Genomic DNA, 20,018 nt, shown 5'->3' on the forward strand with positions numbered 1-20,018 from the left:
GGAACGGCTGTCAATGGACATGACAACGTTCATTTCTTGAAGACACCTGGCTGACACGTCCGCTCCGTATTCCCGCATCGTAGTCACTAATTTGAGCAACCAAGGTGAAATCTTGCGCAGCACCGTGGACTTCTTTACGGCGGTGCTCCTAGCCTGTGGGGCGTCCGACGAGCCCTTCGAGCCGCAAGGACGACCCACACGTGACCCCACCACCGCCTGGACCACGCCTACTCGGACGCTCGCTGTCCGCCGCCCTCTCCCTCGCGCTCACCGCCGCCGGTACCGCCGCGGCGTTCGTACTGGCCGGCGCGCCTCCCGCACAGGCCGCCGCCGTCCCCGCGCCGTCCCCCGTCGGGATATCCGGCCGGGGCGCCACCGTTCCGTTCAAGGAACAGGAGGCCGAGTACGCCGCGACCAACGGCTCGCTGATCGGTCCCGACCGCCTCTACGGCTCGCTGCCCTCCGAGGCTTCGGGCCGGCAGGCCGTCACGCTCGACGCCGTGGGCGAGTACGTCGAGTTCACGCTCACGGCCCCCGCGAACGCGATGACCTTCCGCTACTCGCTGCCGGACGACGCGGCAGGGGCGGGCCGGGACGCCTCGCTCGACCTGCGGGTCAACGGCAACGCGCTCAAGAGCGTGCCGGTGACGTCGAAGTACGGCTGGTACTACGGGGGTTACCCCTTCAACAACAACCCGGGCGACAACAACCCACACCACTTCTACGACGAGACCCGCACCATGTTCGGCTCCACGCTGGCCGCCGGGACGAAAATCCGGCTCCAGGTGACCTCCACCGCCGCCTCGCCCTCGTTCACCATCGACCTGGCCGACTTCGAGCAGGTCGGCGCGCCGGTCTCCAAGCCGTCTGGGGCCCTGGACGTGGTGAGCGACTTCGGCGCCGACCCGACCGGGGCGGCCGACTCCACGGCGGAAATCCAGGCCGCGGTGGACGCGGGGCGCACCCAGGGCAAGGAGGTGTACATCCCGCGGGGCACCTTCAAGGTCCAGGACCACATCGTCGTGGACAAGGTGACCCTGCGCGGCGCGGGTCCCTGGTACAGCGTGCTGACCGGACGCCACCCCACGGACCGGTCCAAGGCGGTCGGGGTCTACGGGAAGTACGCGGCGCAGGGCGGCAGCAGCAACGTCACCCTCAAGGACTTCGCCATCATCGGCGACATCCGTGAGCGGGTGGACAACGACCAGGTCAACGCCATCGGCGGGGCCATGTCGAACTCGGTCGTCGACAACGTCTGGATGCAGCACACCAAGTGCGGCGCCTGGATGGACGGCCCGATGGACAACTTCACCATCAGGAACAGCCGCATCCTGGACCAGACCGCCGACGGCGTGAACTTCCACTACGGCGTCACGAACTCCACGGTGACCAACACCTTCGTCCGCAACACCGGTGACGACGGACTGGCCATGTGGGCGGAGAACGTCCCGAACGTCAGGAACAAGTTCACCTTCAACACGGTGGTCCTGCCGATCCTCGCCAACAACATCGTCACCTACGGCGGCAAGGACATCACGATCTCCGACAACGTCATGTCGGACACGGTCACCAACGGCGGCGGGCTGCACATCGCCAACCGCTATCCGGGCGTCAACTCGGGTCAGGGAACAGCCGTTTCGGGCACGCACACCGCCGCGCGCAACACCTTGATCCGGACCGGGAACAACGACTTCAACTGGCGCTTCGGCGTCGGCGCGATCTGGTTCAGCGGACTCAACGAGCCGATCAGCAAGGCCACCATCAACATCACGGACAGCGAGATCCTGGACAGCTCCTACGCCGCGATCCACCTCATCGAGGGTGCGAGCAACGGGCTGCACTTCGACAACATCAGGATCGACGGAGCAGGTACGTACGCGCTCCAGATCCAGGCTCCGGGCACGGCCTCCTTCAACAACGTCGTCGCCACGCACATCGCCCAGTCCAACCCCATCCACAACTGTGTCGGCAGCGGCTTCCAGATCACCCAGGGCACCGGGAACTCGGGCTGGTACGCGAATCCGCCCGCCTGCACCGGTGTCTGGCCGGCCCCGGTGTGGACCAACGGCGGGGTGCCCGGGGGCGGCGGGCCCACCGACCCGCCGGACCCGACGGACCCGCCGGACCCGACCGACCCGCCCGAGGAGACGGGCAACCTCGCTCAGGGGCGCCCCGTCACCGAGTCGAGCCACGCCGATGTGTACGGTGCCGGCAACGCGGTGGACGGCAACGCCAACAGCTACTGGGAGAGCCGCAACAACGCCTTCCCGCAGTCCGTCACCGTGGATCTCGGTGCCGCCAAGGCGGTCAAGCGCCTGGTGCTGAAGCTGCCCCCGGCCGCCGCCTGGGCGACGCGCACGCAGACGATCGGCGTCACAGGCAGCACCGACAACTCCACGTACAACTCCCTCAAGACACCGGCGGGCTACACGTTCGACCCGTCGAGCGGCAACACGGCGACGGTGACGCTGACGGGGACGCCGGTCCGCCATCTGCGGCTGACGTTCACCGCCAACACCGGCTGGCCGGCGGGCCAGTTGTCAGAGCTGGAGGCGTACACCAGCTGATCGCGCGCACGACGGCGACGGGCCCGGCCTCCACGGCCGGGCCCGTCTCTGTGCGGGGAGGGCTCAGGCCTTCGGCTCGAACGACTCCGCGGCCGGGGCGATCTCCGCCGGCCTGACGACCTTGAGGCCACCGGGGGCCTTGGCGTCGGGCTTCATGACGACGGTCTGCCGGGTCGAGGGCGCGGACGGGTCGGTGAAGTCGTGCGCGATCCCGAAGTCACCGCCGAAGTCCTTGATGGTGAGCAGCGCCTTGTCGACGCCCTCACGGGTCAGGTCCTTCGACTCGCAGGCCTTCTTCAGGGCCTCGCCGAAGACGGACGCCGCGTTGTATCCGGCGATGACGCCGTTGTCGAGGCCGTCCTTCGGGTACTTGGCCGCGTACGCCTTGGCGAGCTTCGCCGGGCCCTCGGCGGAGTCTCCGATGGGCAGGGTGGAGGCGCCGATGTAGTAGTCCTTCTGCAGGGCCGGACCCGCCTGGGTGGCGAGCAGCTGCGGTGCGTACGCCGAGTTGTTGCCGACGACGGGGACGGCGAAGCCGGTGGCCGCGGCGACGCCGACCAGCGAGGCCGCCTGGCGCGGTCCGGCGCTGACGATGACGGCCTTCACCCCGGCCTGCTTGAGCGCGGAGACCTGGGCGGTCATGTCGTTGTCTGTCGGCTTGATCTTCTGCTCGACGACGGTGAGCCCCGCTTCGGCCGCCGCGTGCTTGGAGCCGGCCAGGGCGTTCTCGCCGTAGTCGCCCTCGAAGTAGACGTGACCGATCTTGTCGCCCTTGGCGATGCGCTTCTCGTCCAGCAGGAAGTCGACGAGGTTGATGGTCTCGACGTCGTACGTGGCGCCGATGACGCGGACGTACTTGGAGCCGACCAGGTTGGCCGACCAGGCCTGCGGCAGGACGATGCCCTTGTCCTGGCCGTCGATGCGGGACTCGACGGCGGAGACGAAGGGGGAGCCGATGAACTGGGTGAAGCCCAGCACGTTCGGTTCCAGCTCGGTGTAGGCGCCGATCGCCTTCTGCGGGTCGTATCCGTGGTCACGGACCGTCAGCTCGATGTCCCGCTCGCAGATACCGCCGGCCTTGTTCGTCTCCTCCACCCAGAGCTGCTGGGCCTGGGTGACGCTCTTGCCGAGCGAGGCGTAGACCCCGGTCATGTCGGTGAGGGCACCGAGTGTGATCTTCGAGTCGGTGACTCCCTCCCCGGCCTTCACTCCGTTCTTGTCCGCGGCGCCGTCGTCCGACGACTTCGCCTTCTCGCTGCATCCCACGAGGGTGAGGGTGAGAACCGCCGCAACGGCTCCGACAACACGTAGCTTCATTTCTTCTTCTCCCCTGGATTCTTCAGACGTGCAAGGCCGCCGGGCAGGAACAGGACGACCGCGACGACCGCGGCGCCGTACAGATAGCGGGACGCCTCGCCCGGTGCTATGCCGCCCGTACCAGGGGCGGACACCAGGGGGAGGGAGTCGCTGTAGTGGGTGAGCACCTGCGGGAGCAGCGAGACGAACGCGGCGCCGATGACGGCTCCCGCCACGCTGCCCAGCCCGCCGATGACGATCATGGCGAGGTATTCGAGGGACAGGATCATGCCGAAGTACTCGGGCACGGTCCGCTGGAAGACCAGCGCGAGCAGGACGCCCGCGAGGCCGGCGTACATCGAGGACAGGACGAAGACACCGGCCCGGTAGCGGGCGACGGGCACGCCCATCACCCCTGCCGCGATCCGGTGGTCCCGGATGGCGTTCAGCGCCCGGCCGGGCCTGCCGCGCAGCACCCCGCGGGCGAAGAGCCCGCTGGCCAGGAGTGCGGCCAGTGCCAGGTACCAGAGCTTCTCGGACGACTGGAAGGGCACCGCCGCCACGACCACTTCGGCGTCGTCGAAGGTGAACCCGAACAGGGAGAGGGGCGGCACCGGGCGGCCGTTGAAGCCGCCGGTGAGCGAGCCCGCGTTGAACAGCACGTGCTGGCCGATGAAGATCAGGGCGAGTGTGGCGATACCGAGGTACGCACCGCTCAGCCGTCCCGCGATGGGACTGAAGAGGCCGCCCGCGGCGCCCGCCAGGAGCACGGCCAGGATGGCCGCGAGCCAGGTGGGCAGGCCGAGTCCGGTGATGGCGTGCCCGTTCTCGGTGCTGCTCTCCCCGCCCAGGATGCAGTAGCCGTACGCGCCGACCGCGAGGAAGAACGCGTGGCCCATGGAGAGCTGGCCGGTGGAGCCGGTGAGCAGGTTGAGCCCGATCGCCCCGATCGCGGCGGCCATCGCGAACAGCCCTGCCTGGAGCCAGAACCGGTCCAGGTAGAACGGGAGGAGCAGGAGCAGGACGGAGCCCGCGAGCCAGAGGTAGGGGGCGGGGCGTCGCAGCCGTGCGGCGTACGGGCTCCCCGTGGCGGGTACGGCCCCTGCGGGGGCGGGGGCGACGGTGTCCTTGGTGGCTTCAGACACGGGACAGCTCCTTCGTGCCGAAGAGTCCCGCCGGCCGGATGAGCAGCACCACCACCATCACCAGGTACGGCGCGAGGTCTCCGATGCCGCGTCCGAGGAAGGAGAGGTCGCTCTGATAGCCGGTGGCGAGCGACTCGGTGACTCCGACGAGCAGCCCGCCGACGAGCGCCCCGGTCGTCGAGTCGAGACCGCCGAGGATCGCGGCGGGGAAGGCCTTGAGCGCGGCGAGAGAGGTGGCCCGTTCGAGGCCCGGGGTCGGGAACACCGTGAGGAAGAGCGCGGCGACCGCGGCGAGTGCTCCGGCGACCGCCCAGGCGGAGAGGGATACCCGGCCGAGCCGGATGCCCATCAGCGCGGCGGTCTGCGGGTTCTCGGCCGCCGCCCGCATGGAGACCCCCCACGAGGTGAAGCGGAAGGCGAGCAGGAACACCGTGATGAGCAGCCCCGCGACGAGGAACGCCGCGATGCGTGTCTCGGCGAGGGTGACACCCCCGATGGTGACGACGTCGTCGCCCCACGGGTCGCCCAGCGACATGACGTCCGTACCCATGCGCCGGACGAGTTCGGTGGTCAGGAGGATGTCGACGCCGATGGTGACGATGGCCAGGACGCTCTGGTCGCTCCCCCGGTAGCGGCGCATCACGAAGAACTCGACCGCCGAGCCGACGACGGCGGCGCCCGCGATCCCGACGCCGAGCGCCGGCCAGAAGCCGATGTCGTCGTGGAGCACGGCGGTGACGTAGCCGCCTGCAAGGAGCAGGGAGGCGTGGGCGAAGTTGACGACCTCGGTCGCCTTGAAGATCACGACGAAGCCCAGCGCGATCAGTGCGTAGACCGAGCCGATGGACAGGCCGCCGAGGAGGAGTTCGATGAAGGTGGTCATTCCTGTGCTCCCAGGTAGGCCTGCACCACGGCCGGGTCGTTCTGGACCTCGGCGGGCGTCCCGCCCGCGATCCTGCGTCCGAAGTCGAGTACGGTCACGGCGTCCGCGAGCCGCATCACCACCCCCATGTCATGTTCGACCATGACGATCGAGATGCCGAGGCTGTCGCGCACACCGGCGACGACGGCCGCGGTGCGGCGGCGCTCGTCGGCGGTCATGCCCGCGATGGGCTCGTCGAGGAGCAGGACCTCGGGCTCCATGCACAGGGCGCGGCCGAGCTCGACGAGCTTCTGCTTGCCGTACGGCAGGGCCGCCGCGGGGAAGTCGAGTTCCTTGTCCAGCCCGATGAACCCGGCTATCTCCCGCACCCGTTCGAGATGCCGTCGCGCCTCGCGGGTCGCGGAGGGCAGGCGCAGTCCTGAGGCCACGAAACCGGCGCGGGTGAGCCGGTGCCGGCCGAGCATGAGGCTCTCGGCGACGGTGGCATGCGGCGGCAGGGCCAGGTTCTGGAAGGTGCGGGCCACGCCGAGGCCGGCGATCCTGTGCGGGGCGAGACCCGTGAGTTCGGTGGAACCCAGGTGAACGCTGCCCGAGGTGGCGCGGTAGACGCCGGAGAGCACGTTGAAGGTGGTGGACTTGCCCGCCCCGTTGGGGCCGATGACCGCGTGGACGCTGCCCGGTTCGACGGTGAAGGACACCGCGTCGAGCGCGGTGAGCCCGGCGAAGCGCACGGTCACGTCGCGCACGGTGAGAGGGGCCGGGGAGGTCGTCACGCGGACCACCTGCTCAGGCTGCGGGTGACGCCTTCCGCCCGGGCGGCGTCCTCGGCGGCCGTCTCGTCGACGACACCGAGGTAGCGGCGGCGCACCTCGTCGGAGGCGGCGAGCTCGTCGGCGGGGCCGTCGAGCGCGACCTCGCCGACGTCCAGGACGTACGCGGTGGAGGCGAGGCGCAGCGCGATGGCCGCGTTCTGCTCGACGAGCATGACGGAGGTGCCGCCCGCGTTGATCTCCTGGATCGTGTCGGCGATCTTCGCCGCCATCAGTGGTGCGAGGCCGAGGGACGGCTCGTCGAGCAGCAGCAGGCGGGGGGCGGCCATCAGGGCCCTGCCCATCGCCAGCATCTGCTGCTCACCGCCGGAGAGCAGGCCGGCCCGCTGGTGCGCGCGCTGGGCGAGCACGGGGAACAGCTCGTGTACGCGCCGGAGGGCGGCGGCGGTCTCCTTGCGCCCGCCGCGTGCCCCGAGGGCGCCCGCCCGCAGATTGTCCGCCACCGTCATCCGGGCGAACACCTGCCGCCCTTCCGGCACCTGGATCACTCCCGCCGCCACCACCTGGGCGGGCCGGAGCCCGTCCAGGGGGCGGCCGTCGAAGCGGATGGTGCCCGTGCCCGTCCCGCGGTGGAAGCCGAGGGTCCGCGATACGGCCCGCAGCAGCGTGGTCTTGCCGGCGCCGTTGCCACCGAGTACAGCGGTGATCGCGCCGGCCGGCACGTCGACGGAGACGTCGCGCAGTGCCCGTACCGGGCCGTAGCCCACGGACAGTTCGCGGATCTCGAGCGTTGCCATGCGTCCTCCTCCTTCCGACTGGTCGTTGTGGTGCCACAGACCAGCAGGGGGCGCGGCGCGCGTCCACGGTCCCGGGCGCAATCGCTGCGGGTGACCAGTCTTCGAAGGGCCCCGTTGTGCGCGCGCACAGAGGTAGGGGATGCGCTGTCGCCCCTGGCGCGGCCGGTGGCATCCTCACCAGCCATGGGCGGCCAGGCCGCGGAACGGAGCGAAGCGATGCGGGGGCGCAGTGACGAGCAGGGCCGGGCGCTGCTCGACGCCCTGCTGGAGGGCCGGTCCGAACCGGAGCTCGCGGCGCGCGCGGCGAGCGGTCTCGGCCTCCCCGAGCGGGGCCGTTACGCCGTGGTGGTGCTGCGGGACGGAGGCGGGGGGACGGCGGGCACGGCGATGTACGCGGACGGGCTGCGGTTCGTCCGGCGCAGACGGGGTGACCGCGAGATCGTGGTCGTCTCGCTGGGCGACCGCGATCCGGCTGGGCTCGCCGCGCTGATGGTGCGGTGGTGTCCCGGCCCCGGCGGGATCGGTCCGGTGGCGGACGGCCTCGCGGAGCTGGGGACGGCCCGCCGGCTGGCCGAGGTGGCCCTGCTGACGTGCCCGCCGGGCACGACGGGGATCGTACGGCTGGAGGAGCGGCTGCCCGCGGCGCTGCTGGTGAGCCAGCCCGAGCTGTCGGCCCGGCTGGTGTCGGACGTCTTCGGGCCCCTGCTGGCGCTGGACCCGGCGGACCGGGCCCTGCTGGTACGGACACTGGAGGCGTGGCTGGAGTGCGGGGGGTCAGCCGGGCGGGCCGCGGGGCGGCTCTACTGCCACCGGAACACCGTGCTCAACCGCCTGCGGCGGCTGGAGCGGCTGACCTCGCGTTCGCTGACCCGGCCGCGCGAGCTGATCGAGATGACGCTGGCCCTGGACGCGTTCAGGCTGACGGCGCCGCAGGCGTGAGGGGGCGCCGCACCGTCATGAGGGCGAACTCCCCCTCATGACGGTGTGTCAAGGAAGGATCAGGACAGGAAGTCCCGGGCGATCTCCTCGGCCGCGCGTTCCAACAGGGGGCCGGCCTGGGCCATGCAGACGGCCGGGTCGGGTTCCAGCGCGGTCAGGGCGTAGGCCCGCCGGATGCCCGCCTTGCCCAGGGCCTCCGGCGGCAGGGCGAGGCGCCCGCAGACGGCGACCGCTTCGACGCCCGCCGCGCGTGCGGCGGCGGCGACGCCCGCGGGGGCCTTGCCGTGCAGGGTCTGCTCGTCGAGCGATCCCTCGCCGGTGATGACGAGCGTGGCCCTGGCCAGCGCGGGGGCGAAGCCCAGGACGTCGAGCATCACCTCGATGCCGGGCCGGAAGCGGGCGCCCAGGGCGACGAGTGCCCCGTAACCGATGCCTCCGGCGGCGCCCGCACCGGGCAGTTCGGCCGTCTCGGGCCCCAGCAGGGACGCGTAGTGGGTGAGCGCCGCGTCGAGGACGGCGATGTCGTCCTCGGTGGCGCCCTTCTGCCGCCCGTAGACCTCGGGGGCGCCCTTCGGGCCGGTCAGCGGGTTGTCCACGTCGCTGGCCAGGATCAGGTCGACGTCCGCGAGCCGGGGGTCGAGCCCCGAGAGGTCGGCCTCGGCCAGCTCCGCGAGCGCCCCGCCGCCGGGGCCGACGGGCTTGCCGTCCCGGTCCAGGAAGCGCGCCCCGAGCGCGGCGAGCATGCCCGCGCCGCCGTCCGTGGTAGCGCTGCCGCCGACCCCGAACACGATCGTGCGGGCACCCGCGTCGAGCGCCGCGGTCAGCAGTTCGCCCGAGCCGTACGTGGTCGCGGTGAGCGGGGCGAACTCCCCCGCGGGCAGATGCTGGAGGCCGGAGGCCTCGGCCATCTCCACCACGGCGGTCGTGTCCCGCACCGCGTAGGCCGCGGTGACGGGGGTCCCCAGCGGGCCGGTCACCCGCGCCTCGCGGCGCTCGAATCCGGCGGCCACAGCCGCCGCGACCGTGCCGTCGCCGCCGTCCGCGACGGGCAGGGTCTCGACCCGTACGCCGGGGACGACGCGCCGGAGCCCGGCCGTCACCCGCTCCGCGACCTGCACGGTCGTGAGCGAGCCCTTGAACTTGTCCGCCGCCACCAGCACGTGGGCGGTCTCCATCGCTGCTCCGTCCGTCACCTTGCATCCCTTTGCTTTCGAACAGGCAGTCGCGCCGCCCCGACCTTATCCGGACCACCCCTGATCTGCCCATGGCTGTCCGAAACCGGGGAAACGGCCCCTACGCTGCCTCCGTGACCACCTCTGACTACGCCACGTACATCGCAGGGCTCCCCCGGGTACTCGCCGGGGCCGCCACCCTCTTCCGGGACGAGCGGGGGCGGATCCTGCTCGTCGAGCCCAACTACCGCGAGGGATGGACGCTGCCCGGCGGCACCATCGAGTCCGACGACGGCGAGAGCCCCCGGCAGGCCGCGCGGAGGGAGACCGCGGAGGAGATCGGCCTCGACCTGGCGCCGGGCCGGCTGCTCGCCGTCGACTGGACGCGTGGCGAGGCGCGTCCGCCGATCGTCGCGTACGTCTACGACGGTGGCGTGCTCCCCCAGGAGCGGTTCGACGCGATCCGCCTCCAGGAGGACGAGCTCCTCTCCTGGAAGCTGGTGGACCGCGCCGGCCTCGCCGATCATCTGCACGGCCGGCTCGGGCTTCGCGTCCGGGCGGCGCTGGAGGCGCTGGACTCCGGGGAGGGACCGGCCGAGCTGGTGGACGGCTCCCCCGTCGCGGGGTGAGGGATCAGCCCTGGGGGTCCTGCGGCCTGGCGTCGGCCTCCCGGCGCGCGTCGTCCTGTCCGGCGGCGCGCGCCTCGGTGCGGTGGCCACGGGCGATGTAGTCCCGTACGACCAGTTCGACCGCGTCCTGCGGATTCCCGACGCCCGCGAGCACCATGACCTCGACGACGAGTTCCGCGTCCAGACTGACGTTCACTGTGGCCATGGTCCGGACCCTATGGGGTGCCCGCGGAAATGTCATCGCGGCGGGACCGGCCCGTCCGTAGGCTCGCGGCATGACTCTCGTCGCGATCCTCAGCGGCGCCGGCATCTCCACGGACTCCGGCATCCCCGACTACCGCGGGCCCCAGGGCCTCTGGAGGAAGGACCCGGAGGCGGAGAAGCTCGTCACCTACGACTTCTACATGTCCGATCCGGAGATCCGGCGCCGCTCCTGGCAGATGCGCCGCACCAGCGCGACCTGGGCCGCCGAGCCGAACGCGGCGCATCGTGCGGTGGCCGCGCTGGAGCGGTCCGGCACTCCGGTCCGCGTGATCACGCAGAACGTCGACGGGCTGCACCAGCTGGCCGGGCTTTCCGCCCGCAAGGTCGTCGAACTCCACGGCACGGCACGCGAGGTGGTCTGCACCCGGTGCCATGCGCGGTCGGCGATGGCGGAGGCGCTGGCCCGGGTCGAGGCCGGCGAGACGGACCCGCCGTGCGCGGTGTGCGGCGGCATCCTGAAGTCGGCGACGGTGATGTTCGGTGAGCGCCTGGACCCCCGGGTGCTGGCCGAGGCCATGGCGATCACCAAGGCGAGCCAGGTGTTCGTCGCGGTGGGTACGACGCTCCAGGTGCAGCCGGCCGCCTCACTGGCGGGTATCGCGGTGGAGCACGGCGCCCGGCTGATCGTGGTGAACGCCGAGCCGACGCCGTACGACGAGCTGGCCGAGGAGACGGTCCGCGAGCCGATCGGAACCGCGCTGCCCGCTCTGCTGGAGCGGCTGTCCGCCGACCCGGGGTGAGGTGGGCCCTTCGGCGGACGGTCGCCCTGTGGACGGTCAGGCGCGGCCCTCGCGCCTTCAAGCCCCTTCGCCGTCCAGCCCGGCCCGGATGCGGCGGGAAGGGCTGAAGGCGTACAGATCCAGGATCTCCGGCGGGTCCGCGAGTCCGGGCCCGCCGTCCGCCGCCCAGGCGGCGATGTCGGCGACGGCGTGCGGATCGTTGACCAGGCCCAGCCAGACGGGGCGCCCGCCCGCGCGGCGGCCGTCGGCAGAGGGCTGTACGACGATGACATTGCCGTGCTCGCACGCGTCCAGGCACTCCACCGCGCGCACCGTCGCGGCCCCGCCGACGGACTCCCGCAGCTGGGCGAGCTGCCCGGGGTGGTCCACGCCGGGGATCTTCGGGGTACCGCAGCAGCAGCCCCGGCAGACGCTCACCGTGGGACGGGAGGGGCCCGCTCCGGCGGCCCGGCGCGGTCGGCGGCTCATTCGGGGGCACTCCCGTGGGTGGCGCGGATGATCACCGTAGGACTGTACCGAGCTGTTCCCCCGCAGGTCCGGTGGGGTAGTGTTGACGGCTGCGAAGGGGAGTAGCCCCGCAAACCGGTCGTCGACACACTGGAGCCTCCGGGTTCCCGGTGGCCGGGCTCGTAGATGCTTACGGGTGGGCGAGACCTTCGGTCAGGTATGACACGCCCGCGCCCTGCGGGCGCTGCGGTCATGCCGGGCCGAGTGGTCCTCCGAAGAAGCCCGAGTGGCACTTCGCGGAAGGCCCGGGGCCCGGCTCTCACAGAAAGCCACCCGGAATGCATCTCGACCCCCTGGCGATCCTCACCGCCTTCGGGCTGATCTTCCTCGCGGAGCTCCCCGACAAGACCATGTTCGCGTCGCTGGCCATGGGCACGCGCATGCGCCCGCTCTACGTCTGGTTCGGCACGTCCTCGGCGTTCATCGTGCACGTCGCCATCGCCGTCGGTGCGGGCGGACTGATCGGTCTGCTGCCCGACTGGATCGTCAAGCTGATCTCGGCCCTCCTCTTCGCCTTCGGTGCCTTCATGCTGCTGCGCAGCGGCGGCGGTGACGACGACGGGGACGAGGAGATCAAGACGGTGACCGGCTTCTGGCCGGTCTGTTCGACGGCCTTCATGGCGGTGTTCATCAGCGAGTGGGGCGACCTGACGCAGATCACCACCGCGAACCTCGCCGCCAGCAACGGCGCGTGGTCCACGGCCATCGGCTCGGCCATCGCCCTGATGTCCGTGTCGGCGCTGGCGCTCCTCGCGGGACGGTTCATCGCCAAGCGGGTGCCGCTGAAGACGGTGCAGCGCATCGGCGGGCTGTGCATGCTCGGCCTGGCGATCTGGTCGGTCGTCGAGATCTTCACCGGCTGAGCAAGGGGTGGTGCGGGGCGGAGCGGTTGCCGTCCGCCCTTGCTGCCCCCGCTCAGAACAGGGCCGGCGCCTCGTCCTCCGTACCCCGTTCGAAGGCGAGCAGCCGCTGCTTGCGGTCGAGCCCGCCGCCGTACCCCGTCAGGCTCCCCGAGGCCCCGATGACGCGGTGGCAGGGGACGATGATCCCGACCGGGTTCTTGCCGTTGGCCAGGCCCACCGCACGGGAGGCGCCCGGCTTGCCGAGGATTTCGGCCAGCTGGCCGTAGGAGCGCGTCTCGCCGTACGGAATCCGTCCGAGTTCGGCCCAGACGCCGCGCTGGAACGGGGTGCCGTCCAGCCTCAGCGGCAGGTCGAACTCGGTGAGTTCGCCCGCGAAGTACGCGTCCAGCTGACGGACGGCCTCGCCGAACGGGCGGGGGTCCGGCAGGCCGAAGGTCTCCTCGGGCGGGCGGTGCCGCTGCCCGGTCATGTACAGGCCGGACAGCAGCCCGTCGGTCGCGACCAGGGTGAGTGGCCCGTACGGGCTGTCGATGACCGTGTGCTGCCGGGTCACCGTGGATGTGGTGGTCATGGTCGGTCCTCACGCCCTCAGGCGGGCAGATGGTTGATGGGGTGGTCGTCGACGGTCCACAGATACTGCACGGCGTACGCGCGCCAGGGGCGCCAGCCGGACGCGCGTGCGGTGAGGGCGGCGGGGGTAGCGGGGAGTCCCAGGCGTTCGGCCGCCCTGCGGATGCCGAGGTCGGTGGGGAGGAAGGCGTCCGGGTCCCCGAGGGCGCGCATGGCGATCACCTCCACGGTCCAGGGGCCGAAGCCGGGCAGCGCGGTCAGTTCCGCGCGGGCCTTGTCCCAGTCCGCGCCCTCCCCCAGGTGCAGCGACCCGTCGGCGAGGGCCGAGACCAGCGTGGTGAGCGTGGCGCGGCGGCTGCGCGGCAGGGCGAGCGCCTCGGGGTCGAGCCCGGCCAGTGCCTCGGGGGACGGGAAGAGATGGGTCAGCCCGCCCTCGGGGTCCTCCACCGGCACCCCGTGCGCACGGACCAGCCGGGCCGCGTGGGTGCGGGCCGCGGCGGTGGAGACCTGCTGACCGAGCACGGCGCGTACGGCGAACTCCGCCGCGTCGACCGTGCGCGGCACCCGGCGCCCCGGGGCCGCCTCGACCAGCGGTGCGAGCAGCGGATCGGAGCGCAGCTGGTCGTCCACGGCGACCGGGTCGGCGTCCAGGTCGAGGAGTCGGCGGCAGCGGCTGATGGCCTGCGTGAGGTCGCGGGGGTCGGTGAGGGAGAGCCGGCAGTCGATGTGGCCCGGCCGAGGGGCGAGAGCCACGATGCCGTGTCCGTGCGGGAGGGTGAGGGTGCGGCGGTACGCGCCGTCGCGCCACTCCTCGACGCCGGGGACGGCGGTCGCGGCCAGGTGCCCGAAGAGGTTGCCGGGGGTGAGCGGGGCTCTGTAGGGCAGTCGCAGGGCGATGACTCCGGGAGTGCCGGGGGCGGCCGTACCGCCGCGGGCCGCGCGGGTGCGCAGTTCGCCCGGGGCGAGCGCGAAGACCTCCCGCACGGTGTCGTTGAACGTACGGATCGACGAGAACCCCGCGGCGAACGCCACCTCGGCCATGGGGAGCGCGGTCGTCTCGATGAGCACCCTGGCCGTCTGGGCGCGCTGCGACCGCGCCAGCGCGAGGGGTCCCGCGCCCAGTTCGGCCAGCAGCTGGCGCTCGACCTGGCGGGCGGAGTAGCCGAGGCGGGCGGCGAGCCCCGGCACGCCCTCCCGGTCGACGACGCCGTCCTGGATGAGGCGCATGGCCCGGGCGACCGAGTCGGCGCGGGCGTTCCACTCCGGGGAGCCGGGACTGGTGTCGGGGCGGCACCGCTTGCAGGCACGGAACCCGGCCTGCTGGCAGGCGGCGGCGCTCGGGTAGAAGGTCATGTTCCGGACCTTCGGCGGGACGACAGGGCAGCTGGGACGGCAGTAGATCCGGGTGGTCAGTACGGCGGTGAAGAACCAGCCGTCGAAACGGGCGTCCTTCGACCGGACGGCCCGCACGCAGCGCTCGGTGTCGGTGTGCATGGTCCAAGCATCGGGCACCGGGAGCCCGTCCGGCTGGCGGAAATCCGACATCGAGCTCGGCGGCCCCGCGCTGCTGGCTCGGCCCCGCTCCGCCCTGCCGGGCTCCACCGCTCCACCCTGCCGGGCTCGGCCGTCCGCCCTCACGAACACCGACTCATCGTTCAGGTTCATGAACTGTCATCACGTACAGATGTATTGACGCGCTCACGACACACGCCTACGGTCCAAGAAAGCGCTTGCTCCACACCCAGTGTGGTGTCGGCCGCGCGATCCGTTCAGACACACGAACAGATCGTGCGACCGCACCCGGAGCCGCCGTCCGCAGGAGGGGCCACACCCCCACGCCACCCCCCGCCCGCCCGGCCGCTCCCCCACCGAACCCAGCACGCCCCGTCGAGGAGTTTCCGGTTTCGCCGCTCGACCCCCCACTGGTCAGACGAACACCCCACCCTGGAGACGAACGATGCAGAAGATCAAACCCGTCATCGCATGTGTCGGCCTGCTGGCCGGCTCAGCTCTCGCGCTGTCCGGAACCATGGCGCAGGCCACGCCCGCCCCCGGCGCGGCACCGACCGGCACCACGGCGGTCGGCGCCCCTGCCGCGGTGGCCGCCGACGCGCTGTACGTGGCCCCGGACGGCGGCGACGACGCGGCCGGCACGGAGTCGGACCCGACGACGCTCGCCTCGGCGATCAGCCGCGTCGCGTCCGGCGGAACGATCTACCTGCGCGGCGGGACGTACGCGCACTCCGCGACGGTCACCATCCCGCCGGGCAACGACGGCACCGCGAGCGCCCGTACGACCCTGGCCGCCTACCCCGGCGAGACGCCGGTCCTGAACTTCTCGGCCATGAGCGAGGACCCGGCCAACCGCGGGCTCGCCGTGAACGGCGCCTACTGGCACATCGACGGCATCATCGTCGAGCACGCCGGCGACAACGGCATCTTCGTCGGCGGCAGCAACAACGTCGTCGAGCACGTCGTGACACGCTTCAACCACGACTCGGGCCTCCAGATCTCACGGATCGCGTCCGACACCCCCGACGACGAATGGCCCGCGAACAACCTGATCCTGAGCTCCGAGTCGCACGACAACGCCGACTCCGACGGCGAGGACGCCGACGGCTTCGCCTCGAAGCTCACCTCGGGCCCCGGCAACGTCTTCCGCTACACCGTCTCCCACCACAACATCGATGACGGCTGGGACCTCTACACCAAGAGCGAGACCGGCCCCATCGGCCCGGTGACCATCGAGGACTCCCTCTCCTACGGCAACGGCACGCTCTCCGACGGGACCGTGAACGAGGACGGCGACCGCAACGGCTTCAAGCTCGGCGGCGACGACATCGAGGTCGACCACATCGTCCGGCGCAACATCGCCTACGACAACGGGCACCACGGCTTCACCTACAACAGCAACCCCGGCTCCATGACGGTGTCCGACAACGTCGGCATCGACAACGCCGAGCGCAACTTCTCCTTCGACAAGGGCACTTCGGTGTACCGCGGCAACGTCTCCTGCCGCAAGGACGACGGCTCGAACGACAAGACCGTGGGTGACGCCGACAGTTCCAACCAGTTCTGGACCGGTTCGAACGGGTCCGCGTGCTCCCAGTACTCCGGCGCGATGGACTGGTCCTTCGCCTCGGACGGCAAGCTCGTCGTGACCTTCGGCGGCAACGCCGTGACGCCGTAGCGCCGCGGAACGGTCCCGCGGCGGGCGCGGCACCCGAAGTCCCCTGACGGACGGAGGGACCGCGGCCGGACCGCAGGGACGTCCCGCTGGCAGGGACCGGCGGCCCCCGGGGGCCGCCGGTCCCTGCCGGGCCGGTCACCAGGTCTCGTAGTGATCGGCCAGGCCCTCCGCGGCCTTCTTCCAGAAGTGGGAGCCGTCCAGACCGCCCGGGAGCGCCTCGACGAAGGCGTAGAACTCTTCGAGCGCCGGTCTGAGAACCGCCTCACGCGCGTCCTCGTCCTCGATGCCGTCCAGGGGATCCAGTTCCCTGACGACGGCCGCGAGCAGGGCGACTGCGGCGCCGGCGTGGCCTTCGCTGGTGAACTCATGGGCGGACGCCATACCGGAGGCGTTGTCCCACCCATTGGGGTCGTAGACCGAGATCTCACCGGCCGGCATCTCCATCAGGTGGTACTCGCCCCCGTAGATGCCGATGCAGACGCACGACTCCGGTATCTCGTCACCCTCGTCGTAGTAGCCGGTGAAGATCTCGGCGGGCTCGGCGACCCAGCCGGCCTTGGCCTCGTATCCGGCCTGGTCGATGTCGACGTCGGGGTACAGCGTCCCCGGCAGGCCCGTGCAGGCCTCCACCCACTCCCGGGAGGGGGTGCGCAGCCGGGCGATGACCGCATCGGGGTCACTCAGGATCACAAGGGGCACGGGCGTCTCCATTTCGCTGCCGGACGGGCTCCCGGCACGCGCGTGATCGTATCGCCGGTCCGGGCGTCGTTCCGGGTCTCATGTCCGCTGCTTCCAGGCGCTGTTGACGTCCCTCCCACGGTCGGGCACCACCACCGGACGACGTCCGCCTGCGCCGGGACGGCACGGACAGGGTGAGCCGGGGGAGGGCGGAACGCCGCCCGCGTGTGAGGTTTCGGTCACCTTCACGCAATGAAACATCCCGGAAACGCGATGGCGTCCTCGGTGAAACGCACGCCCGCAACCCTCTTCGGGCCGGACCCCACGCCCCTCCGAGGAGGACCCCCTCTTGACCCCCGCGACCCTGGCCTCGGCGGGCCTGGACACAGGTGACACCGCCTGGCTCCTCGCCGCCACCGCGCTCGTCCTGCTGATGACTCCGGGACTCGCCCTGTTCTACGGCGGCATGGTCCGCACGAAGAGCGTCCTCAACATGCTGATGATGAGCTTCGTGTCGATCGCGCTGGTCACCGTCGTGTGGCTGGTCGCGGGCTATTCGCTGGCGTTCGGTGACGACACCTTCGCCGGGCTCATCGGCGGGCTCGACCATGTGGGCATGGCCGGCATCGGCCCCGACGACCTCACCGGCAGCGTGCCCACCCTGCTGTTCACGACCTTCCAGCTCACCTTCGCGATCCTCACCGCGGCGCTGATCAGCGGCGCGGTCGCGGACCGTATGAAGTTCTCGGCCTGGCTGCTCTTCGTGCCGGTGTGGACCCTGCTCGTATACGTTCCCGTCGCCCACTGGGTCTGGGGTCCCGGCGGCTGGATCAAGGACTCGCTCGGCGCGCTGGACTTCGCCGGGGGCCTGGTCGTGGAGATCGCGTGCGGGGCGTCGGGGCTGGCCCTCGCCCTGGTGCTGGGCCCGCGCATCGGCTTCAAGAAGGACGCGATGCGTCCGCACAACCTGCCCATGGTGATGCTCGGCGCCGGACTGCTCTGGTTCGGCTGGCTCGGCTTCAACGGCGGCTCGGCGCTCGGTGCCAACGGCCTGGCCGCCGCCTCGGTCCTCAACACCCTCGTCGCCGGATGCACCGGGCTGCTCGGCTGGCTCTTCGTCGAGCAGCGGCGCGACGGTCACCCGACCACCTTCGGCGCGGCGTCCGGTGTGGTGGCGGGCCTGGTGGCCATCACACCCGCGTGCGGGACGGTCGGCGTCCTGGGCGCGGCGGTCGTCGGCCTCGCGGCCGGCGTCGTCTGCTCGTACGCGGTCGCGTGGAAGTTCAGGTTCGACTACGACGACTCGCTGGACGTCGTCGGTGTGCACTTCATCGGGGGCGTGGTCGGCACCCTGCTGATCGGGCTGTTCGCGACGGCCACGATGACCGGCGGCCCGGAGGGTCTCCTCCTCGGCGGCGGAACGGGCCAGCTCCTGCGCCAGGGCGTCGCCGTGCTCGCGGTGGCCGCGTACACCTTCCTCGTGACGTACGGCATCGGCAAGGCGATCGACCGCCTGATCGGGGCGCGCGCCTCCGAGGACCAGGAGCTCACGGGCCTCGACCAGACGGTGCACGCGGAGAGCGCCTACGATCACGGCGGCCTCACTCACGCCACCGCGCAGAGCCCGGGCCACATCGCAGCCCACTCCCAGGACAGGAGCACCGCCCCATGAAGCTCATCACCGCCGTCGTGAAGCCCCACCGCCTCGACGAGGTGAAGACCGCGCTGCAGGACCTCGGTGTGAACGGGCTGACGGTCACCGAGGCCAGCGGATACGGGCGCCAGCACGGCCACACCGAGGTCTACCGGGGCGCGGAGTACCGGGTGGACCTGGTGCCCAAGATCCGCATAGAGGTGCTCGTCGAGGACGCGGACGCCGAGCCGGTGATGGAAGCGGTGGTCCGCGCGGCCCGCACCGGCAAGATCGGCGACGGCAAGGTCTGGGCGATGCCCGTGGAGACGGCCGTACGGGTCCGCACGGGCGAGCGGGGTCCCGAGGCCCTCTAGGGTCTCTCGCATGACGACTGCCACGGCCGGAACGGTCGATGACGTGACCGCCGGGAGCCTGTTGCGGGGCTGGCGCAAGCTGCGGGGCATCACCCAGCTCGAACTGGCCCTCAGAGCCGACAGTTCCGCACGCCACATCAGCTTCATCGAGACCGGGCGGTCCACGCCGAGCCGGGCCATGGTGCTGCATCTCGCGGAGCACCTCGACGTTCCCGTACGGGAGCGCAACGCGCTGCTCGTGGCGGCGGGTTATGCCCCCTCGTATCCGGAGACAGCGCTGACCGCCCCGGTGATGACGACGCTGCGGGCCGGACTGGATCAGCTGCTGACCGCCTACGAGCCGTACCCCGCCCTGGTGATGGACGGGATGTACGACGTGGTGGCCGCGAACAAGGGCGTGGGGCTGCTGCTGGAAGGGGTGGCCGATCACCTGCTGCGGCCGCCCATGAACGCCATGCGTCTGACGCTGCATCCGCAGGGCCTGGCCCCGAGGATCCGCAACCTGGGTGAATGGCGCGGCCACCTCCTGGAACGGATGGAGCGGCAGGCCGCGCTGCGTTCCTCGGAAGCGCTACGCGGCCTCCACGACGAGGTGGCCGCCTATCCGGCTCCGGCGGGCGGCACGTCCGCCGGCCAGGACGTGCCCACGGACGGGCGGGGCCCGGCGGCCCACCCGTACGCACTGCCGTTCCGGATCGAGGCGGGCGGCCGGGTGCTGTCCTTCATCTCGACGGCGACGACCTTCAACACACCGATGGATGTGACCGTGGCCGAGTTGGCCGTCGAGGCCTTCCTGCCGGCGGACGCGGAGACCACCGCCGCCCTTCAGGAGGCCGGCTGAGGCAGCGGTCACGCACCCGGCGGCGTTCCAAGCGGTGAAGTAGCGCTCGACGGCGTCCTGGTGCGTGGTCACAGCGGTGTCCCTTCGTCTCTGCGGGTGCGCCGGACGGCGTGCCCGCGGGAGCGGCCGCGCTTCCCGCCTCACCGGTGGGAAGCCTGGC

At 71.5% G+C, this 20,018-nt stretch carries 20 protein-coding genes; 9 read left to right on the forward strand and 11 right to left on the reverse strand.

Annotated elements, in window-relative coordinates; all coding sequences use genetic code 11:
• Positions 1 to 200: 200 nt before the first annotated feature.
• Complete coding sequence (locus tag ACWCQM_RS21410) at positions 201 to 2,567, forward strand: discoidin domain-containing protein (protein WP_450916754.1); 2,367 nt, start codon at positions 201 to 203, stop codon at positions 2,565 to 2,567.
• Between the two features lie 63 nt (positions 2,568 to 2,630).
• On the opposite strand, the gene ACWCQM_RS21415 is transcribed toward ACWCQM_RS21410, so the two are convergent.
• The 5 genes from ACWCQM_RS21415 to ACWCQM_RS21435 are packed head-to-tail and all read right to left on the reverse strand — an operon-like array spanning position 2,631 to position 7,458.
• Positions 2,631 to 3,884: an ABC transporter substrate-binding protein gene (locus ACWCQM_RS21415; RefSeq protein WP_450916755.1), complete on the reverse strand. Its 1,254-nt coding sequence runs from the start codon at positions 3,882 to 3,884 to the stop codon at positions 2,631 to 2,633.
• The gene (locus ACWCQM_RS21420; RefSeq protein ID WP_450916756.1) at positions 3,881 to 5,008 is read right to left on the reverse strand and encodes a branched-chain amino acid ABC transporter permease; all 1,128 of its coding nucleotides are present in this window, start codon (positions 5,006 to 5,008) and stop codon (positions 3,881 to 3,883) included. Before ACWCQM_RS21420 ends, ACWCQM_RS21415 begins: the two co-directional genes overlap by 4 nt.
• Positions 5,001 to 5,891: a branched-chain amino acid ABC transporter permease gene (locus ACWCQM_RS21425; RefSeq protein ID WP_450916757.1), complete on the reverse strand. Its 891-nt coding sequence runs from the start codon at positions 5,889 to 5,891 to the stop codon at positions 5,001 to 5,003. Before ACWCQM_RS21425 ends, ACWCQM_RS21420 begins: the two co-directional genes overlap by 8 nt.
• Positions 5,888 to 6,673, reverse strand: a complete 786-nt coding sequence (locus tag ACWCQM_RS21430) for an ABC transporter ATP-binding protein (protein ID WP_450916758.1) — start codon at positions 6,671 to 6,673, stop codon at positions 5,888 to 5,890. Before ACWCQM_RS21430 ends, ACWCQM_RS21425 begins: the two co-directional genes overlap by 4 nt.
• Positions 6,661 to 7,458 carry an ABC transporter ATP-binding protein gene (locus ACWCQM_RS21435; RefSeq protein WP_450916759.1) on the reverse strand — a complete coding sequence of 266 codons (798 nt, stop codon included), beginning with the start codon at positions 7,456 to 7,458 and terminating at the stop codon, positions 6,661 to 6,663. Before ACWCQM_RS21435 ends, ACWCQM_RS21430 begins: the two co-directional genes overlap by 13 nt.
• Before the next feature lie 216 nt (positions 7,459 to 7,674).
• Here ACWCQM_RS21435 and ACWCQM_RS21440 point away from each other — a divergent pair, with 216 nt between their 5' ends.
• Positions 7,675 to 8,397: a PucR family transcriptional regulator gene (locus tag ACWCQM_RS21440; RefSeq protein ID WP_450916760.1), complete on the forward strand. Its 723-nt coding sequence runs from the start codon at positions 7,675 to 7,677 to the stop codon at positions 8,395 to 8,397.
• 59 nt (positions 8,398 to 8,456) lie between these two features.
• On the opposite strand, the gene ACWCQM_RS21445 is transcribed toward ACWCQM_RS21440, so the two are convergent.
• Positions 8,457 to 9,572, reverse strand: a complete 1,116-nt coding sequence (locus ACWCQM_RS21445) for a glycerate kinase (RefSeq protein WP_450916872.1) — start codon at positions 9,570 to 9,572, stop codon at positions 8,457 to 8,459.
• Positions 9,573 to 9,703: 131 nt separating this feature from the next.
• Here ACWCQM_RS21445 and ACWCQM_RS21450 point away from each other — a divergent pair, with 131 nt between their 5' ends.
• Entirely contained in the window at positions 9,704 to 10,198 is a 495-nt protein-coding gene (locus tag ACWCQM_RS21450; RefSeq protein WP_450916761.1) for an NUDIX domain-containing protein, read from the forward strand.
• Between the two features lie 4 nt (positions 10,199 to 10,202).
• Here ACWCQM_RS21450 and ACWCQM_RS21455 read toward each other — a convergent pair whose 3' ends face one another.
• Positions 10,203 to 10,403, reverse strand: a complete 201-nt coding sequence (locus tag ACWCQM_RS21455; RefSeq protein WP_073748741.1) for a type II toxin-antitoxin system VapB family antitoxin — start codon at positions 10,401 to 10,403, stop codon at positions 10,203 to 10,205.
• A gap of 70 nt (positions 10,404 to 10,473) precedes the next feature.
• Here ACWCQM_RS21455 and ACWCQM_RS21460 point away from each other — a divergent pair, with 70 nt between their 5' ends.
• Complete coding sequence (locus tag ACWCQM_RS21460) at positions 10,474 to 11,202, forward strand: SIR2 family NAD-dependent protein deacylase (RefSeq protein WP_450916762.1); 729 nt, start codon at positions 10,474 to 10,476, stop codon at positions 11,200 to 11,202.
• 57 nt (positions 11,203 to 11,259) lie between these two features.
• Here ACWCQM_RS21460 and ACWCQM_RS21465 read toward each other — a convergent pair whose 3' ends face one another.
• On the reverse strand, positions 11,260 to 11,670 hold the full coding sequence (locus ACWCQM_RS21465) for a (2Fe-2S) ferredoxin domain-containing protein (protein ID WP_450916763.1): 411 nt from the start codon (positions 11,668 to 11,670) through the stop codon (positions 11,260 to 11,262).
• A gap of 317 nt (positions 11,671 to 11,987) precedes the next feature.
• Between ACWCQM_RS21465 and ACWCQM_RS21470 the strand changes: the two genes are divergently transcribed.
• The gene (locus ACWCQM_RS21470; protein ID WP_450916764.1) at positions 11,988 to 12,572 is read left to right on the forward strand and encodes a TMEM165/GDT1 family protein; all 585 of its coding nucleotides are present in this window, start codon (positions 11,988 to 11,990) and stop codon (positions 12,570 to 12,572) included.
• 52 nt (positions 12,573 to 12,624) lie between these two features.
• Here the strand turns inward: ACWCQM_RS21470 and ACWCQM_RS21475 are convergent, their stop codons facing one another.
• Together ACWCQM_RS21475 and ACWCQM_RS21480 are read right to left on the reverse strand one after the other, a co-directional pair.
• Positions 12,625 to 13,143 carry a methylated-DNA--[protein]-cysteine S-methyltransferase gene (locus tag ACWCQM_RS21475; protein WP_450916765.1) on the reverse strand — a complete coding sequence of 173 codons (519 nt, stop codon included), beginning with the start codon at positions 13,141 to 13,143 and terminating at the stop codon, positions 12,625 to 12,627.
• A 17-nt stretch (positions 13,144 to 13,160) separates the two neighbouring features.
• Positions 13,161 to 14,636, reverse strand: a complete 1,476-nt coding sequence (locus ACWCQM_RS21480) for an AlkA N-terminal domain-containing protein (RefSeq protein WP_450916766.1) — start codon at positions 14,634 to 14,636, stop codon at positions 13,161 to 13,163.
• Positions 14,637 to 15,099: 463 nt separating this feature from the next.
• On the opposite strand from ACWCQM_RS21480, the gene ACWCQM_RS21485 reads away from it, so the two are divergent.
• A complete protein-coding gene (locus tag ACWCQM_RS21485) occupies positions 15,100 to 16,332 on the forward strand; it encodes a right-handed parallel beta-helix repeat-containing protein (protein ID WP_450916767.1) in 1,233 nt (410 codons plus the stop codon).
• Between the two features lie 135 nt (positions 16,333 to 16,467).
• On the opposite strand, the gene ACWCQM_RS21490 is transcribed toward ACWCQM_RS21485, so the two are convergent.
• Entirely contained in the window at positions 16,468 to 17,031 is a 564-nt protein-coding gene (locus tag ACWCQM_RS21490; RefSeq protein ID WP_450916768.1) for a hypothetical protein, read from the reverse strand.
• A gap of 328 nt (positions 17,032 to 17,359) precedes the next feature.
• On the opposite strand from ACWCQM_RS21490, the gene ACWCQM_RS21495 reads away from it, so the two are divergent.
• The 3 genes from ACWCQM_RS21495 to ACWCQM_RS21505 are packed head-to-tail and all read left to right on the forward strand — an operon-like array spanning position 17,360 to position 19,858.
• The gene (locus tag ACWCQM_RS21495) at positions 17,360 to 18,682 is read left to right on the forward strand and encodes an ammonium transporter (RefSeq protein ID WP_450916769.1); all 1,323 of its coding nucleotides are present in this window, start codon (positions 17,360 to 17,362) and stop codon (positions 18,680 to 18,682) included.
• The gene (locus ACWCQM_RS21500; protein ID WP_450916770.1) at positions 18,679 to 19,017 is read left to right on the forward strand and encodes a P-II family nitrogen regulator; all 339 of its coding nucleotides are present in this window, start codon (positions 18,679 to 18,681) and stop codon (positions 19,015 to 19,017) included. The genes ACWCQM_RS21495 and ACWCQM_RS21500 overlap by 4 nt, the downstream gene beginning before the upstream one ends.
• A gap of 10 nt (positions 19,018 to 19,027) precedes the next feature.
• A complete protein-coding gene (locus tag ACWCQM_RS21505) occupies positions 19,028 to 19,858 on the forward strand; it encodes a helix-turn-helix domain-containing protein (protein ID WP_450916771.1) in 831 nt (276 codons plus the stop codon).
• Positions 19,859 to 20,018: the final 160 nt, after the last annotated feature.

The organism is Streptomyces sp. NPDC002125, assembly GCF_053593715.1.

Bases quoted from the DNA above. Each gene is read 5' to 3' on its own strand.
- ACWCQM_RS21445 (WP_450916872.1), bottom strand. From the start codon at position 9,572: ATGGAGACCGCCCACGTGCTGGTGGCGGCGGACAAGTTCAAGGGCTCG.
- ACWCQM_RS21505 (WP_450916771.1), top strand. From the start codon at position 19,028: ATGACGACTGCCACGGCCGGAACGGTCGATGACGTGACCGCCGGGAGC.
- ACWCQM_RS21415 (WP_450916755.1), bottom strand. From the start codon at position 3,884: ATGAAGCTACGTGTTGTCGGAGCCGTTGCGGCGGTTCTCACCCTCACC.
- ACWCQM_RS21425 (WP_450916757.1), bottom strand. From the start codon at position 5,891: ATGACCACCTTCATCGAACTCCTCCTCGGCGGCCTGTCCATCGGCTCG.
- ACWCQM_RS21465 (WP_450916763.1), bottom strand. From the start codon at position 11,670: ATGAGCCGCCGACCGCGCCGGGCCGCCGGAGCGGGCCCCTCCCGTCCC.
- ACWCQM_RS21480 (WP_450916766.1), bottom strand. From the start codon at position 14,636: ATGCACACCGACACCGAGCGCTGCGTGCGGGCCGTCCGGTCGAAGGAC.
- ACWCQM_RS21435 (WP_450916759.1), bottom strand. From the start codon at position 7,458: ATGGCAACGCTCGAGATCCGCGAACTGTCCGTGGGCTACGGCCCGGTA.
- ACWCQM_RS21440 (WP_450916760.1), top strand. From the start codon at position 7,675: ATGCGGGGGCGCAGTGACGAGCAGGGCCGGGCGCTGCTCGACGCCCTG.
- ACWCQM_RS21485 (WP_450916767.1), top strand. From the start codon at position 15,100: ATGCAGAAGATCAAACCCGTCATCGCATGTGTCGGCCTGCTGGCCGGC.
- ACWCQM_RS21455 (WP_073748741.1), bottom strand. From the start codon at position 10,403: ATGGCCACAGTGAACGTCAGTCTGGACGCGGAACTCGTCGTCGAGGTC.
- ACWCQM_RS21500 (WP_450916770.1), top strand. From the start codon at position 18,679: ATGAAGCTCATCACCGCCGTCGTGAAGCCCCACCGCCTCGACGAGGTG.
- ACWCQM_RS21460 (WP_450916762.1), top strand. From the start codon at position 10,474: ATGACTCTCGTCGCGATCCTCAGCGGCGCCGGCATCTCCACGGACTCC.
- ACWCQM_RS21475 (WP_450916765.1), bottom strand. From the start codon at position 13,143: ATGACCACCACATCCACGGTGACCCGGCAGCACACGGTCATCGACAGC.
- ACWCQM_RS21470 (WP_450916764.1), top strand. From the start codon at position 11,988: ATGCATCTCGACCCCCTGGCGATCCTCACCGCCTTCGGGCTGATCTTC.